The sequence below is a fragment of the Lacticaseibacillus salsurivasis genome (genome assembly GCF_036246225.1).
GTDB lineage: Bacteria > Bacillota > Bacilli > Lactobacillales > Lactobacillaceae > Lacticaseibacillus > Lacticaseibacillus salsurivasis.
Genome location: NZ_BTTP01000016.1, coordinates 38,092 through 50,974 on the forward strand (window position 1 = coordinate 38,092; position 12,883 = coordinate 50,974).

Below are 12,883 nucleotides of genomic sequence, written 5' to 3' on the forward strand. Positions count from 1 at the left end.
TTACTTAGCCTCCTTTGCTTCATAGGCCGCTAGCTGGGCTTTGACATTCTGCGGTGCAACTTCATAGGTATCTTTCAGGAAACGGGAAACGGTTTGTTTCGGGGCTTGATCCGCCTCATTGATGGCCGCTTTGATTTCGGCTTTGGTTTGCTCAATCAATGCATCTTCCTGCTCCTTGTCCCACAATCCCTTGGCGGTGAGGAACTGGCGCATCCGAATCAGCGGATCGCGCTTTTGCCAAAGTTCATCGGTTTCCTTGCTGCGATAACGGGTTGGGTCGTCTCCAGACAAGGTGTGTGGCCCATAACGATAAGTCAGTGTTTCAATCAGCACTGGGCCATTGCCCGCGGCCGTGAACGCCCGCGCCTCTTTCATCACTTCATAAACGGCTAGGGCGTCCATGCCATCGACTTGAATCCCTGGAATTCCCATGGCCACCGCTTTTTGCGCCAAGGTTTCTGCCGCGGTTTGCTTGGCCCGCGGGACAGAAATCGCAAAGCCATTGTTTTGCACCACAAAAATCGCAGGGGCTTTGAAGGCCCCGGCAAAGTTGACCCCTTCATAGAAGTCCCCTTGTGAAGTGCCACCATCACCGGTATACGTCCAGGCCACTTCATCGCTGCCGTTTTTCTTCAGGCCCAAAGCCACCCCAGCAGTTTGCACATACTGAGCGCCGATGATGATTTGAGGCGGTAAGGCGTGGAGGTCTGCAGGATACTCATTGCCGACCACATGGCCCCGTGACCATAAGAACGCCTTCGCCAGCGGGAGGCCATGTTGAATCAGCTGCGGGACATCACGATAGCCACCCAGCAACCAGTCCGTTTTCTTCATTGCAAAGGCACTGGCTAACTGACTGGCTTCTTCACCAGCCGTCGGCGCATAAAAGCCTAAGCGCCCTTGCCGGTTCAAAGCCGTGGCCCGCTGGTCAAGGACCCGTGACCACACCATTTGCCGCATCAGCGCCACCAGCTGATCATCCTCTAAGTCAGGCATCAAGTCAGGATTTACCACCTCGCCAGTTTCATTAAGAATCTGGATCTCAGGAAAATCTGTTGCCTGGCCGCTTAACAACTGCTCAAAATCAACCGCTGCATGCTTTGCCATAATCAGTCCCTCTTTTCGTTGTACTGTTTCACTATTTTTGTGTAACTGTATTAGTTACATTTCCTACAAATCAAGCCTATCATCACAAAATGCGGAATGCAAGCGTTTTACATTTAAGATTAGAAAAGTGAAATGCCTTTACAACAACTGTGAAAGGCCTCACAATCTTGTTGAAACAGTTTTAAGTTTTGCCTGATAACAGTGGTGTTCAAAAGGCAAAAAAAATAGTCCTCACTTTGAGGTGAGGACTTTAGAGCATTAAGCATTAACCGGCCACGAGACTGGGCGACGTGACAGGATCCTGGTGGTACCGGAAGGCTGCTTCTTTCGCGGCCTGCTGGTTTTCTACCAGGGACCAATCGAACACGATCGGGGTAAAACCTTGCGCATCAGGCAAAACCCAGCCTGATACGGCTTTAACTTGACTAAAGCGCAGGCCAACGAACCATTGGCCAACCGCTTTGCATTGACTAAGTAAGAGGTGAAGCCCCATCTTAGCAAAGGCCCACAGGCTTAACGCCTGCTGTCCAGAAAAAACGGCGTGGGTCAGTTGCACACCGAGCCGCTGATCACCGGTGGCCACAATGACCACCTGGGCATCGGCCAGCAAGGTGCTGCCAGCCGGGGCGATTCCTGCGGCACAAGTCTGGTTGGTCAAGGTCAAAATAACTTTGAGCCAGCCTGCAACCTGCACCGGTGCGCTGGTTTCAACATCAAACGGCAAAACCGTGTCAGCGTTGAATTCAACCACGTCACCGACGACCAAACTGTTGCGCTTCATTGCCCGGCGCAACCCGTCGCGAATCACGAGCACTGGGCGATCAGCGTCGAGCCGCTTGGTCCATTGGTTAAACACATGGCGTGCGGCCAAGATCAGGATTGCGGCTACGACAACCGGTACCAGGCCCAGCCAGGCTTGGTCAAACAGGCGGTCCGCCAACAATGCGAGGCCAAGCGTCAGCACCGCGAGCTGACGCAGTGGAAAGGTTGGCCGCAGGGTCTGGGCACGCTGGCTGGTGCCAAATTGGATTTTTTGGACTTGAGCTTGACTCAAGCCGCTTTGTACTTGCATCAACATCGTATGCTCCTCTCTTCCCAGAGAGGCTTAGCGATGCGCCTTATGACTTATGGCATATAAGTGGTGGCACACGATCAAGCCTTCCGGGATCTGCATTGTCCGGACTACCACCATCAACTGCTTGTTTCATGTGCTCACCTTCTTTCATTCACTCGCCGTTGTGCCCCCAAGTTCCACCTTGGGTTATTTTTCTGCGAAACAGAAAAAACGCACACCGATTGAGTATGCGCGCAGTTCTTGCATCCCAATCGTTTAGTTTTAGCACTATACGCCTAGAAAAAAATCTTCAGCTACGTTAGCGCAAGCCTTTGTAGACAAGCGCAGTTGACTCATTGGCATCTCTGGATGTTTCTGAGCAGCAGCATTGTTCGTATAGGAGCCTCACCTAACGGGAAGCACCAGTTATTTACCTACGCTTATTACTATACCGGCTTGAACTGAAAAAGTCAACTGCAAACGCTGCTGTACCGGCATAAATGAGCATTTTCTCATCTCTCAGCACAGCGAATTTTTAGCCGCCATCCGTTCACCGCGGCGGCTAATTGTGCTAGAGTAGAAAAGAAATTGACAAACTGGAGGGTCACAACCTTGTATCTAATGAAAGACATTACCCGCGACGGCGATCCAGTCCTGCGTAAGCGGGCAGCGAAAGTAGAATTCCCCTTATCTGAGACCGACCAACAACTCGCCCACGACCTGATGGAATACTTGGTGATCAGCCAAGACGAAGAGGAAAACAAGCAATACAAACTGCGGCCCGGTGTTGGCTTGGCCGCGCCGCAAGTCGGCGTTTCTGAATGCATGGCCGCCGTGCTCGTGCCCGGCCCAGATGACACGATTTTATTCCAAGAAACCCTCATCAACCCAGTCATCATTTCCAACTCGGTGCAAGATGCCGCCCTCTCTGAAGGCGAAGGCTGCCTGAGCGTGGACAAAGACATTGAAGGTTACGTCGTGCGGCATGATCGCATCACCATTCGCTACCAAAACCTTGAAGGCGAAACCAAAAAGGTGCGGCTCAAGAACTATGCGGCGATTGTTTGCCAACATGAAATCGACCACTTAAATGGGATCTTGTTCTATGACCACATCAACAAAAAAACACCGTTCAAGATGACTCCTGAAGGTGTTTTGATCGACTAAGTGATTTGACCGGCCGGCGCGCCGGTTTTTTTCTGCCCTAAACCCGCTGAATATCCTGCAAATAAGCGATGGTCGGCGCATTGGTCACAAACGCGACATCAAAGTGAACAACACCGGCGCGCTGCCAAAAATCGGTGACCACAAAAGCGGGATATTGCGGATCGGAGCTGGCAATATGCTGCTGCGTAGCAATGAGTTTCAACTGATTTTGCAGCTGGCCGGCGGTAATGGTGATTTTAGGGGTGGCTGTTTCGTATTCAAAGCCCATAATCCCATGGCCCCAGACATCCGCCACTGGTGCGGAACGCAGCGGCGGTTGATACGGCCAATGCAAGGCGGTCAGGCTCTCCGCCACGATTTGATCCGTCAGTTTTTGACTGTGATGCATAAACAAACGTAAAGCCTGGCGCCGCCGCATAATGCGCCACCAGATGACCACTGCCGCCACAATGCCGATCAATAAGACCAAAATCAACCCATACATGCGTTCACTTCCTTTCTTCCATTATACGCTATTGGGCCCCAGCCGCACCGACCGAAGCTTAACGGTGCCTGCGGGGTCCATAGCGAAACCGCCGCAGTTATGCTAAAATGTTTGTAACTGTTGAGTTTTCAACATTTGACCGGCAAAAATTGCGAAATTGCGCGCCTTGGTGCGCCTTTTTCGCGGATAAAAAGGAGCTTTTTTTATGATTTACAAAGTTTTATATCAATCAGACAAGGTGCGCAACCCGAAGCGGGAAACCACCCAGACCCTTTATCTTGAAGCAGATTCTGCAGCCATTGCGCGGGCGTTGGTGGAAAAAAACACCCCCTACAACATCGAGCTCGTGCAAGAACTATCCGGCAACTTTTTGGACTACGAAAAAAAGTCTGCTGATTTCAAACTGACGGAGTTTTAATTTATGAAACTCAATATTAAGAAAAACGAAGTCGCCGTGTTTGCCATCGGCGGCTTAGGAGAAATTGGGAAGAACATGTACGGGGTTCAATACCAAGATGAAATCATCGTCATCGATGCTGGGATCAAGTTCCCAGAAGATGACCTGCTTGGGATTGATTACGTGATTTCCGATTACTCCTATTTGGTGGAACACCAAGACCAAATCAAGGCTTTGGTCATTACCCACGGGCACGAAGACCACATTGGCGGCATTCCTTATTTTCTCAAGGAAGTGCCAAACGTTCCCGTCTATGCCCCACCGTTGGCGGCGGCTTTGATTCGCGGCAAACTGGAAGAACATGGCCTGCTGCGGACCACCGAGCTGCATGAACTCAAAGAAGAAGACGTCCTGAAGTTCAAAAACTTGTGGATCGACTTCTTCCGCACCACCCACAGTATCCCAGATACCCTGGGCGTGGCGGTGCACACCCCTTATGGTGCCATCGTTGAAACTGGGGATTATAAGTTCGACTTGACGCCAGTTGGCGATCAGCCCGCCCCTAACTTGCAGCGCATGGCCAAACTCGGTGAAGAAGGCGTACTGCTGTTGATGTCAGACAGTACCAATGCCGAAATTCCTAACTTCACCAAATCCGAACGTTTCGTCGGCCGCTCGATTCGCCACATTCTCGATGGCATTGAAGGCCGCATCATTTTTGCCACCTTCGCGTCCAACATCAGCCGGATGGCCCAAGCCATTTCCGCCGCTCGGGAACACGGCCGCAAAATTGCGGTCTTCGGCCGGTCGATGGAAACCGCGATGGTCAATGGTCGGGAACTCGGTTACCTCGACGTTAAGGATGACGAACTGATCGACCCGCATGAATTAAACAAAATGCCAGCCGACCAGGTCATGATTCTCTGCACCGGCTCGCAAGGCGAACCAATGGCGGCCTTGTCGCGGATTGCCAATGGCACCCACCGGCAGATTTCCATTCAACCTGGCGACACGGTGATTTTCTCGTCCAACCCGATTCCTGGTAACACCGTCTCGGTGAACCACGTCATCAACGAGCTGGAAGAAGCCGGCGCCACGGTCATCCATGGTAAGGTCAATAACGTCCACACCTCTGGTCACGGTGGTCAGGAAGAACAAAAGCTGATGCTGCGGCTGATGAAGCCCAAGTTCTTCATGCCCATTCACGGCGAATACCGGATGCTGAAAATTCACACCGAGTTGGCCCAAGAATGCCACGTGCCGGAAGAAAACTGCTTCATCATGGACAATGGCGATGTCTTGGCCTTAACCGCTGATACCGTCCGGCGTTCTGGCCACTTCCCGGCTGGCGATGTTTACGTCGATGGCAATGGCGTTGGCGACATCGGTAACGCCGTCATCCGTGACCGCCGCCTGTTATCTGAAGAAGGCTTGGTCGTGGTCGTCGCCACCATCAACATGCAAAAACAAGCCGTCTTCGCTGGTCCCGACCTGCTGTCCCGGGGCTTCATCTATATGCGGGAAAGCGGCGAGCTGATCAACCAGGCGCAGCACCGCGTCTACCGGACCATCAAGAATACCTTCAAGCAAAACGAGAAAGTCACCGAAGGCATGCTCAAAGAGGCCATCACGTCTAATTTGCAGGAATTCCTGTTTGATAAGACTGAACGCCACCCTGTGATTTTGCCAATGCTGATTACCTTGTAAGATCTGGCACCCAGATGTGAACCTTAAACATTTGGGTGCTTTTTTAGTGGATTATGGCAATCAGTTGTGTCAATTTATTCTAATCGGTATAATCGGCATTAGTGATTTTTGAGGAGGATCCCCACATGGCCGCTGGCTTCTACTATATTATTTTCAACCCCGCTGCCGGTTCGGGCAACGCAGTTAAAATCTACCACGCCGTGAAAGCCGAACTCGACGCGCGGCAAATCGCCTATGAAACGCGCGTGAGTCGCTACGCCGGCCATACCATCCAACTGGCCCGGCAAATTGGCAGCTTCAATGAGCGCCAGGACGCGGTGGTGTTGACCATCGGCGGCGATGGCACCTTGAACCAAACCATCACCGGCCTGCGCATGACGCGGCAAAGCGACCTGCCTGTCGGTTACATTCCGGCCGGCTCAGGCAACGACTTCGCCCGCGGAGTCGGCCTCAGCGAGGATCCGATGAAAGCCTTGGCCCAAGTGCTGGCGGCCGAGCAGCCACTGACGCTAGACATTGGCCGCTACACCGAGCATACGCACCATGAAACTGGCTATTTCGTCAACAATGTCGGCATCGGCTTCGATGCCGCCGTGGTCGCTTCCAACACCCATAGCCGCATCAAACGAATTTTGAATCGGCTGTACCTAGGTAAGCTATCCTATTTCTTCTCCGGGGTGAAAACCTTCTTTACAACGAAAACCTTTGACGTAGTCGTTTACGACCAATCCGGCAAAATGGAGCTCATCCCCCGGGCCTTTCTGGTCGATGCCACCAATCACCCCTATTTTGGCGGCGGCATTCGCTTCATGCCCCACGCCACGCCCACCGATGGCCTGCTAGACTTAGTGGTGGTGGAGCACCCGAACTGGCTCGCCTTCTTGTTTTTGCTCGTACAAATGATTCGGGGCAAGGCCGCGCAATATCCGCAGGTGCATTACCTGAAAGGCAAGCACCTGCGGCTTGAAACCACGGCCCTAGAGCCGGGACAAATGGACGGCGAAGAAATGGGGACCCGGGCCTTTGAGCTTGAGTTCACTACCACGACCCAACGCTTCTGGTTTAAACTCGATTAAAAATACCGGTTGTCAAGCTGCATTAGCAGCCGACAACCGGTATTTGATTCCAATCAGAAATAATCAGAAAAGTAAGGTTCTTCCATGGGAATAATCCGCTCCAGTAGCTTGATCGCCGCGGGACTAGCTTGCAGGCGCTCGATTTGGGCCAAATACGACGGCCGCCGATAGCTCATCAGCATGGTGGTCAAGGTGGCGATATCGATTTTAACCTCTTCGCCCACAGGCCGGTCCGTCACATGCAGCTGGCCTTTGTCATCCCACCACAGGCCAAAGACGCCCACGTTCCATTCTGCCAAGGGGTCGCTGACCACAAAGTGCACGGGCTTATCGGGTTCCACAAACGGATAAGCCTTCAGAAATTCCGCGACATCGACAATCCGCGCCATAAAGTACGGGTGAATGGTTTGCATGATATCGCCATCATCCAGCAGAAAATGCAGCGGTTCATTTTTGTAGATATTGCCTTTGACATGCTCCACCATGGAAAAATGCGCCGCCACAAAGTTCCACAGGCCACTGCGGGCTTCTTGGGTGTTGTACACCATTTCCTTGATGTGGAAGACCTCATCAGCGATCCAATACAAGACATAGCCCTGCGGTAGGTCATTTTCATCGTAGTACACGCCGGCGATGCGCTCGTCTTCGTCTTCCCAGCGCCAGTATTCGTCCCAGTTCAGCTGGTTTCTAATCATCGCGCCGTGATTGTGCAAGGCAAAGCGATTGTAGGTTTCAATCACATCAGGATCATCAATTTCCAGCCGCTCAACATGGCCAGGCATATCCGGCACGGATTTTGGCAGCTGGGTGTCTTTAACATCGAAGGTCAAATGATCGGACATGATTTCCCAGCCTTTTTTCCGGTAAAAAGGAATGCTGTAAGGATACAGGTAAGAAATCCATTGCTGGTGTTCGCGCATATGTTGAAGGGCCAACTTAACCAAATCATGCATTAAGCCGTGACCGGCGTATTCGGGATAGGTCCCAACGCCAGTTAAACCACCCATTTGAAAGACCCGGCCGTGAATATTCACGCGGCAAGGGTAGACGGCAAGCTGAGAAATCAGCTCATCGCCATGCCACCAACCGATGACATCGGATTTTTCCAGTACCGGCCGTTTGGCGCGTTCCAGTTCACCGTCTTCATAGCCGGATTCTTCGACTTCCTTGGCGGTCACCTGAAACACATAGGCCAGTAAATTATTAAATTGTTCAAGATCGTGCGGGGTCACAGGGCGAATTTCTAACCCGCTTCGACTATCGTCTTCCATACCAAACTCCTTCTAGGCTTTGCCTGCAGCGGCAAGCTGCTGCGGCGTGAGACCATTCAGCCCAATCAACGGGTCAATGGTCTGCGCCATTACTAAGGCCGGCGTCAAGCGAAAATCGGTTGGCGCGGCTGGCGCTTTGGTTCCATTATCTAAAGCATTCGGCGGAGTGTCAACTGGCGGCGCGCCAGTCGCCGCGTTGACCAGGTCGAATTTAGCCGGCAAAACGGCGGTTAATCGCGCCACTAGCGCCGTTTTGCGATTATCAGCCACGGCCTGCACCGCCAATTCAAAGGCCCGCGGATCGCCGAGCAAAATCAAGAAGTTCCGCGCTCGGGTCACCGCCGTGTACAGCAAGTTACGTCGTAGCATCCGCCGCGCGCCTAAAGTCAGCGGCAAAATGACCACCGGAAACTCGCTCCCCTGCGCTTTATGAATCGTGGTGGCATACGCCAGCGTGATTTTCGTCCAATCGCTGCGCTTATACTGCAGCTCGTTGCCATCAAAGTCGATAGTCAATTCATCCGTTTTGCTTTCAGCTTGCTTGGCCATGGTGATCCCAGTGATCATGCCCAGCTCGCCGTTAAAGACGTTCTGCTCCGGGCTATTCACCAGCTGGAGCACTTTGTCACCAATCCGGTAATGCACCAGGCCCGCATCGACTTCCTTGGTCCGGTCATCCTTTTTGGGATTGAGAATATCTTGAATCAAAGGATTAAGCTGATCGATGCCAGCGGTGCCGCGATACATCGGCGCCAGCACCTGCATATCGGCGGGATCAAACTGCTGGGCCGCCCGCCCCACGACCTGCCCCACGACCCGCGGCAATTGCTCCGGCGGGCACAGAATGAACGAGCGGTCAGCACGATTTTGCTGCCAATCGGCCGGGAGCTTGCCGGTGTTGATGGCATGCGCCAGCGGAATGATGGAGCTGTCGGCGTCTTGGCGGTGAATATGCGTCAGCTCTAACGCCGGCAGCGTATGACTGCGGAGCAAGTCGGCGAAGACCTGGCCCGGCCCGACTGATGGCAGCTGATCTTTATCCCCCACCAAAATTAACTTGATACCAGGATGCAGCGCCGCCAGTAGCGTGCGGAACAAATAAGTGTCCACCATCGACATCTCGTCGACAATGAGCAGGCCATCAGGCAACTCTTTGGGCTCATAATCTTGCGTGTCAATAGCCAAACCCAGCAGGCGATGAATCGTGCTCGCCGGCAGGCCAGTGGTTTCCATCATGCGCTTGCTGGCGCGGCCAGTCGGCGCCGCCAACATCAACGGAAAAGGCTCATCGTGATAGGAATTGACGTCAAGGCTCAAATCATTCAGCGCCGCATACGCGCGCACAATACCGTTGATGACCGTGGTTTTGCCGGTTCCAGGACCACCAGTGAGTAAAAACAGCGGCTGTTCGATGGCAGTTTGAATCGCTTCGCGCTGGGTATCGTCATAGGCTATCCCTTGCTCTTTTTCCACTTGTTTGATCACTTTGGCGGTGTGCTTGGCCGGCTTGGTGTCATCGCCGAGCAGTTGTTTGAGCCGGGTGGCAATTTCGCCTTCGGCATCGTAAAGCCGCTTCGGGAACACCTTTTGGCCATCGACATACAGTTGATTTTTCTTGGTCAGCGTTAAAATGGCTTGACCGACCTGATTGGGATCGATTTCGACATTGCGTGCGCCTTCAAGTAGTCCCACCGCATTATTGATCAGCATGGGCAACTCAACATAAGTATCGCCTTCGCCATCCGTCATGCGACTCAGTTCGTCCAATACCGCGCCACCTAAGCGAATTTGGGCATCTGGGGCGATGTGCATTCGCGCTGCAATCGCGTCGGCCCGCTTGAACCCAATCCCGTCGATGTCGGCAATCAGCTGGTAAGGATTGTCCTCAATCACGTCCAGCGCATCGGTTTTGTAGAGCTGATAGATTTTAGCTGCCATATTGGACGTAAAGCCAAAGTCATTGAGGCCAATGATGACCTGTTCCATCCCCAAATTCAGCTGCAAATTATCCACCAGCACCGCGCGCTTAGCGGCATTCAAACCCAACGGAATCAGGACCTTTTCGTCCTTGAGAATCTTATCAATCGCCTTGACCCCGAGTGCATCCACAATTTTTTGCGCGGTGATGGTGCCAATGCCAGGAAAGCGATCGGAACTCAAATAAGCCACCAAGCCTTGCTTGGAGGTCGGCTTATCCACCTGATAATTGTCAGCGGCAAATTGCAGGCCATATTTCGGATGATTGACGACTTTGCCAACGAAGGTGTAAGTTTCGTCTTCTTTGATGTCGCCGAAGTTCCCGGTGACCACAATTTCGTCATCAGGCCATTGAATGTTGGTCTTGGTGATGGTGATCAAAATGATCTTAAAAAAAGAAGTCGGGCTTTGGAAGAAAAGACTCTTGACCCGACCACTGACGGTTGGCTGTTCATCCTCATTCATCGGCTTGCCCTTGCGCTTTCAAAAAACCGGCGATATCGCGGACCTGACCGACTTTACTTTGGTAGCCTTTAGGATCAAGGGCCTTGGCTTCATCCAGCCACTTTTGCCCATCAATCCCAGCGCCAGTCTGCGCCATCCCATACGTGAATAAGACCCCAACATCTTTCATTTTAAGAAACGGCTTGAGCAAGCAACTGGCATCGCTAAACGCCCCAAAGCCGAGCAACAGTTGCGCCGCTAGCAGCGCCGCATCCACCTTTTCCGGAGCGGCTTCATGGGCCGTGAGCGCGTAAGCCAAGGCTTTTTGGGTGCGACCAGCATGCTGCTCGCTCAGCGCCAGCATGTATTGAGCATCGGTTTGCAAGTTGCCTTGCCCTTGCGCCAGTTGCTTGAAGTACTTGCTGGCGAGGTCAAAATTTTCTTGACTGAAAGCCAATAAGCCAGCATCATACGTCAATTCTGGATGGTTAGGAAACAGCCCCAGCGCCCGCACTAGCAACTGACTGGCTTCATCAAAAGCGTGAATGCCAATCAGCATCGTGGCTAGTACCGCGTAGCGTTTCGGGTCGGTCGGTTTGTCATCGATGCGCTGAACGGCTGCGCGAATGGCGGCATCATGGTCACCTTGATTGAACTGCTTGATCATGGCTTGTTCACTCATTGCTTGGCCTCCTCAAATCGTATCGCTGGCTTCTAGTTTCTTAGTGATGTAAGACGTCTCGTTCCACTTGATGAGTTTGAAGGGTAACTGCGGACCATGTGCTTCCAAAATCGTCACACTGCTATTGGTCAGCCCACCAGCCTTGCGCAAGTCCTTGATGGGCTTACCCAAAAGCGTCTGCACCAGCGCGGTCAGCGCCGCGCCGTGACTGACGAACAGTAGGTTTTCAACACCGGTGTGATCGGCCCTCACCGCGTCTAACACGACTGGCTCCATGCGGTCAATCAGTTCAGCAAAGGACTCACCTTGAATCGTGGTCGGGTCATACTCAGCCGGAGCATGGCGGAAACTGTACAGCTCCTGCGGATAACGTTTGGCCACATCAGTAAAGCGCATCCCTTCCATCCGGCCAAGATTAAACTCGCGCATCCCCACGGTGATGGTCACCGGAATGGTTTGCCCCAGTTGTTTGATCAGATATTGGGCCGTCGTTTTCGCGCGCGGCAGTGGGCTGACGTAAGCGTGGCTGAACTTAACCTGATGAGCCGTGAGGTAATGCGCTAGCTGACTGATTTCCTCGTAGCTCTCCTTCAGTAGCGGCGAGTCGCCGTTTGCGCCTTGATAGCGCCCTTCAAGATTCCACTCTGTCTTCCCATGCCGAACAAAATATAAACGCGTCACGCCTGACCCTCCAATTGACTTCTATCTCTCCCAATTATCGCGATTTAGGCGCAGTAATTCAAGGGTCGGCTAAAAATCTGGTGGCAGTTAACCGACAGCGCTAATCGGCAGCGTTAGCAATCAGCGAGGCGCAACCCGTCTTCAGTCACCGCCAAGCCTTCATGCTTAAGCAGCCAAGCTTTCCGCTCCAGGCCGCCAGCATACCCAACCAAAGCGCCGGTTTGGCCAACAATGCGATGGCATGGCACAATCACGCTGAGCGGGTTGTGGCCCACCGCTCCGCCAATGGCTCGGGCCGCGGTCGGATGGCCTTGCTGCTGACTGATTTGATCTGCCAGTTGCTGATACGTCGCCACCTGCCCCGCTGGCACTTGGCACAACGCTTGCATCACGTGCTGGCGGTAGGGCGTACCGGTTAAATGCAGCGGCAAATCCCCTAGCGGCTGCGGCCCGACCTCAAAATAGCGCTGCAGCCAGTGGGTCGCCTGCCGCAAAATTGGTGTTTGCGTGTCAACCGCCGTGGCCAAATCAAACTGACCCCCAAAGTATTGTTGACCATCAAACCACACCCCGAGCAGACCTTGCTCATCCGCCAGCAGGGTCATGGCTCCCAGCGGCGAAGTGATCCTTGTTTTCGCTTGCATGTGCTCATCTCCTTGGTTAAATTGTAGCACGCGAACAAGTGTTTGGAGAAGCGAAAATCGTAAAAAAAGGGCTGTGACGATTGTCACAGCCCCTAAATTCACTCCAAATATTCCAGCAGAGTTACGTGCCAAAAGGCCGGAGCCGAGCAGCTTGATCAGCCTGTAGTGCAAAGCACGTACAGGCTGACATGC

General features: G+C 53.0%; 12 protein-coding genes and 1 riboswitch. Of the genes, 4 read left to right on the forward strand and 8 right to left on the reverse strand.

What is annotated here, in order from left to right; all coding sequences use genetic code 11:
• Both pdhA and AAA927_RS10450 read right to left on the reverse strand, forming a co-directional pair.
• A complete protein-coding gene (gene pdhA, locus AAA927_RS10445; protein ID WP_338217774.1) occupies window positions 1-1,107 on the reverse strand; it encodes a pyruvate dehydrogenase (acetyl-transferring) E1 component subunit alpha in 1,107 nt (368 codons plus the stop codon).
• 265 nt (window positions 1,108-1,372) lie between these two features.
• Complete coding sequence (locus AAA927_RS10450; protein ID WP_338217775.1) at window positions 1,373-2,185, reverse strand: hypothetical protein; 813 nt, start codon at window positions 2,183-2,185, stop codon at window positions 1,373-1,375.
• A 236-nt stretch (window positions 2,186-2,421) separates the two neighbouring features.
• Window positions 2,422-2,585, reverse strand: a riboswitch (M-box (ykoK) riboswitch).
• Between the two features lie 188 nt (window positions 2,586-2,773).
• Between AAA927_RS10450 and def the strand changes: the two genes are divergently transcribed.
• Window positions 2,774-3,328: a peptide deformylase gene (def, locus tag AAA927_RS10455; RefSeq protein WP_338217776.1), complete on the forward strand. Its 555-nt coding sequence runs from the start codon at window positions 2,774-2,776 to the stop codon at window positions 3,326-3,328.
• A gap of 37 nt (window positions 3,329-3,365) precedes the next feature.
• Here the strand turns inward: def and AAA927_RS10460 are convergent, their stop codons facing one another.
• Complete coding sequence (locus tag AAA927_RS10460; RefSeq protein ID WP_338217777.1) at window positions 3,366-3,812, reverse strand: hypothetical protein; 447 nt, start codon at window positions 3,810-3,812, stop codon at window positions 3,366-3,368.
• Window positions 3,813-4,017: 205 nt separating this feature from the next.
• Here AAA927_RS10460 and AAA927_RS10465 point away from each other — a divergent pair, with 205 nt between their 5' ends.
• The 3 genes from AAA927_RS10465 (at window position 4,018) to AAA927_RS10475 (ending at window position 6,992) form a co-directional block, all read left to right on the forward strand.
• Window positions 4,018-4,230: a DNA-dependent RNA polymerase subunit epsilon gene (locus tag AAA927_RS10465; RefSeq protein ID WP_125581004.1), complete on the forward strand. Its 213-nt coding sequence runs from the start codon at window positions 4,018-4,020 to the stop codon at window positions 4,228-4,230.
• Between the two features lie 3 nt (window positions 4,231-4,233).
• Window positions 4,234-5,916 (forward strand): ribonuclease J1, encoded by a 1,683-nt coding sequence (gene rnjA / locus AAA927_RS10470; RefSeq protein WP_338217778.1) that lies wholly within the window; start codon window positions 4,234-4,236, stop codon window positions 5,914-5,916.
• A 125-nt stretch (window positions 5,917-6,041) separates the two neighbouring features.
• Window positions 6,042-6,992 carry a diacylglycerol/lipid kinase family protein gene (locus AAA927_RS10475; RefSeq protein ID WP_338217779.1) on the forward strand — a complete coding sequence of 317 codons (951 nt, stop codon included), beginning with the start codon at window positions 6,042-6,044 and terminating at the stop codon, window positions 6,990-6,992.
• 53 nt (window positions 6,993-7,045) lie between these two features.
• Here the strand turns inward: AAA927_RS10475 and AAA927_RS10480 are convergent, their stop codons facing one another.
• The 5 genes from AAA927_RS10480 to AAA927_RS10500 form a co-directional block, all read right to left on the reverse strand.
• A complete protein-coding gene (locus AAA927_RS10480; RefSeq protein WP_338217780.1) occupies window positions 7,046-8,263 on the reverse strand; it encodes a GNAT family N-acetyltransferase in 1,218 nt (405 codons plus the stop codon).
• Between the two features lie 12 nt (window positions 8,264-8,275).
• The gene (gene recD2 / locus AAA927_RS10485) at window positions 8,276-10,705 is read right to left on the reverse strand and encodes an SF1B family DNA helicase RecD2 (protein WP_338217781.1); all 2,430 of its coding nucleotides are present in this window, start codon (window positions 10,703-10,705) and stop codon (window positions 8,276-8,278) included.
• A complete protein-coding gene (locus AAA927_RS10490) occupies window positions 10,698-11,366 on the reverse strand; it encodes a tetratricopeptide repeat protein (protein WP_338217782.1) in 669 nt (222 codons plus the stop codon). Before AAA927_RS10490 ends, recD2 begins: the two co-directional genes overlap by 8 nt.
• A 12-nt stretch (window positions 11,367-11,378) precedes the next feature.
• Window positions 11,379-12,047, reverse strand: a complete 669-nt coding sequence (locus AAA927_RS10495; RefSeq protein ID WP_338217783.1) for a histidine phosphatase family protein — start codon at window positions 12,045-12,047, stop codon at window positions 11,379-11,381.
• Between the two features lie 113 nt (window positions 12,048-12,160).
• Complete coding sequence (locus AAA927_RS10500; RefSeq protein ID WP_338217784.1) at window positions 12,161-12,691, reverse strand: methylated-DNA--[protein]-cysteine S-methyltransferase; 531 nt, start codon at window positions 12,689-12,691, stop codon at window positions 12,161-12,163.
• Window positions 12,692-12,883 lie beyond the last annotated feature (192 nt).

What these genes read in the sequence shown, in the direction of transcription:
- pdhA (WP_338217774.1), bottom strand. Translation starts at nt 1,107, where the DNA reads ATGGCAAAGCATGCAGCGGTTGATTTTGAGCAGTTGTTAAGCGGCCAG.
- AAA927_RS10450 (WP_338217775.1), bottom strand. Translation starts at nt 2,185, where the DNA reads ATGTTGATGCAAGTACAAAGCGGCTTGAGTCAAGCTCAAGTCCAAAAA.
- AAA927_RS10460 (WP_338217777.1), bottom strand. Translation starts at nt 3,812, where the DNA reads ATGTATGGGTTGATTTTGGTCTTATTGATCGGCATTGTGGCGGCAGTG.
- AAA927_RS10465 (WP_125581004.1), top strand. Translation starts at nt 4,018, where the DNA reads ATGATTTACAAAGTTTTATATCAATCAGACAAGGTGCGCAACCCGAAG.
- rnjA (WP_338217778.1), top strand. Translation starts at nt 4,234, where the DNA reads ATGAAACTCAATATTAAGAAAAACGAAGTCGCCGTGTTTGCCATCGGC.
- AAA927_RS10475 (WP_338217779.1), top strand. Translation starts at nt 6,042, where the DNA reads ATGGCCGCTGGCTTCTACTATATTATTTTCAACCCCGCTGCCGGTTCG.
- AAA927_RS10480 (WP_338217780.1), bottom strand. Translation starts at nt 8,263, where the DNA reads ATGGAAGACGATAGTCGAAGCGGGTTAGAAATTCGCCCTGTGACCCCG.
- recD2 (WP_338217781.1), bottom strand. Translation starts at nt 10,705, where the DNA reads ATGAATGAGGATGAACAGCCAACCGTCAGTGGTCGGGTCAAGAGTCTT.
- AAA927_RS10490 (WP_338217782.1), bottom strand. Translation starts at nt 11,366, where the DNA reads ATGAGTGAACAAGCCATGATCAAGCAGTTCAATCAAGGTGACCATGAT.
- AAA927_RS10500 (WP_338217784.1), bottom strand. Translation starts at nt 12,691, where the DNA reads ATGCAAGCGAAAACAAGGATCACTTCGCCGCTGGGAGCCATGACCCTG.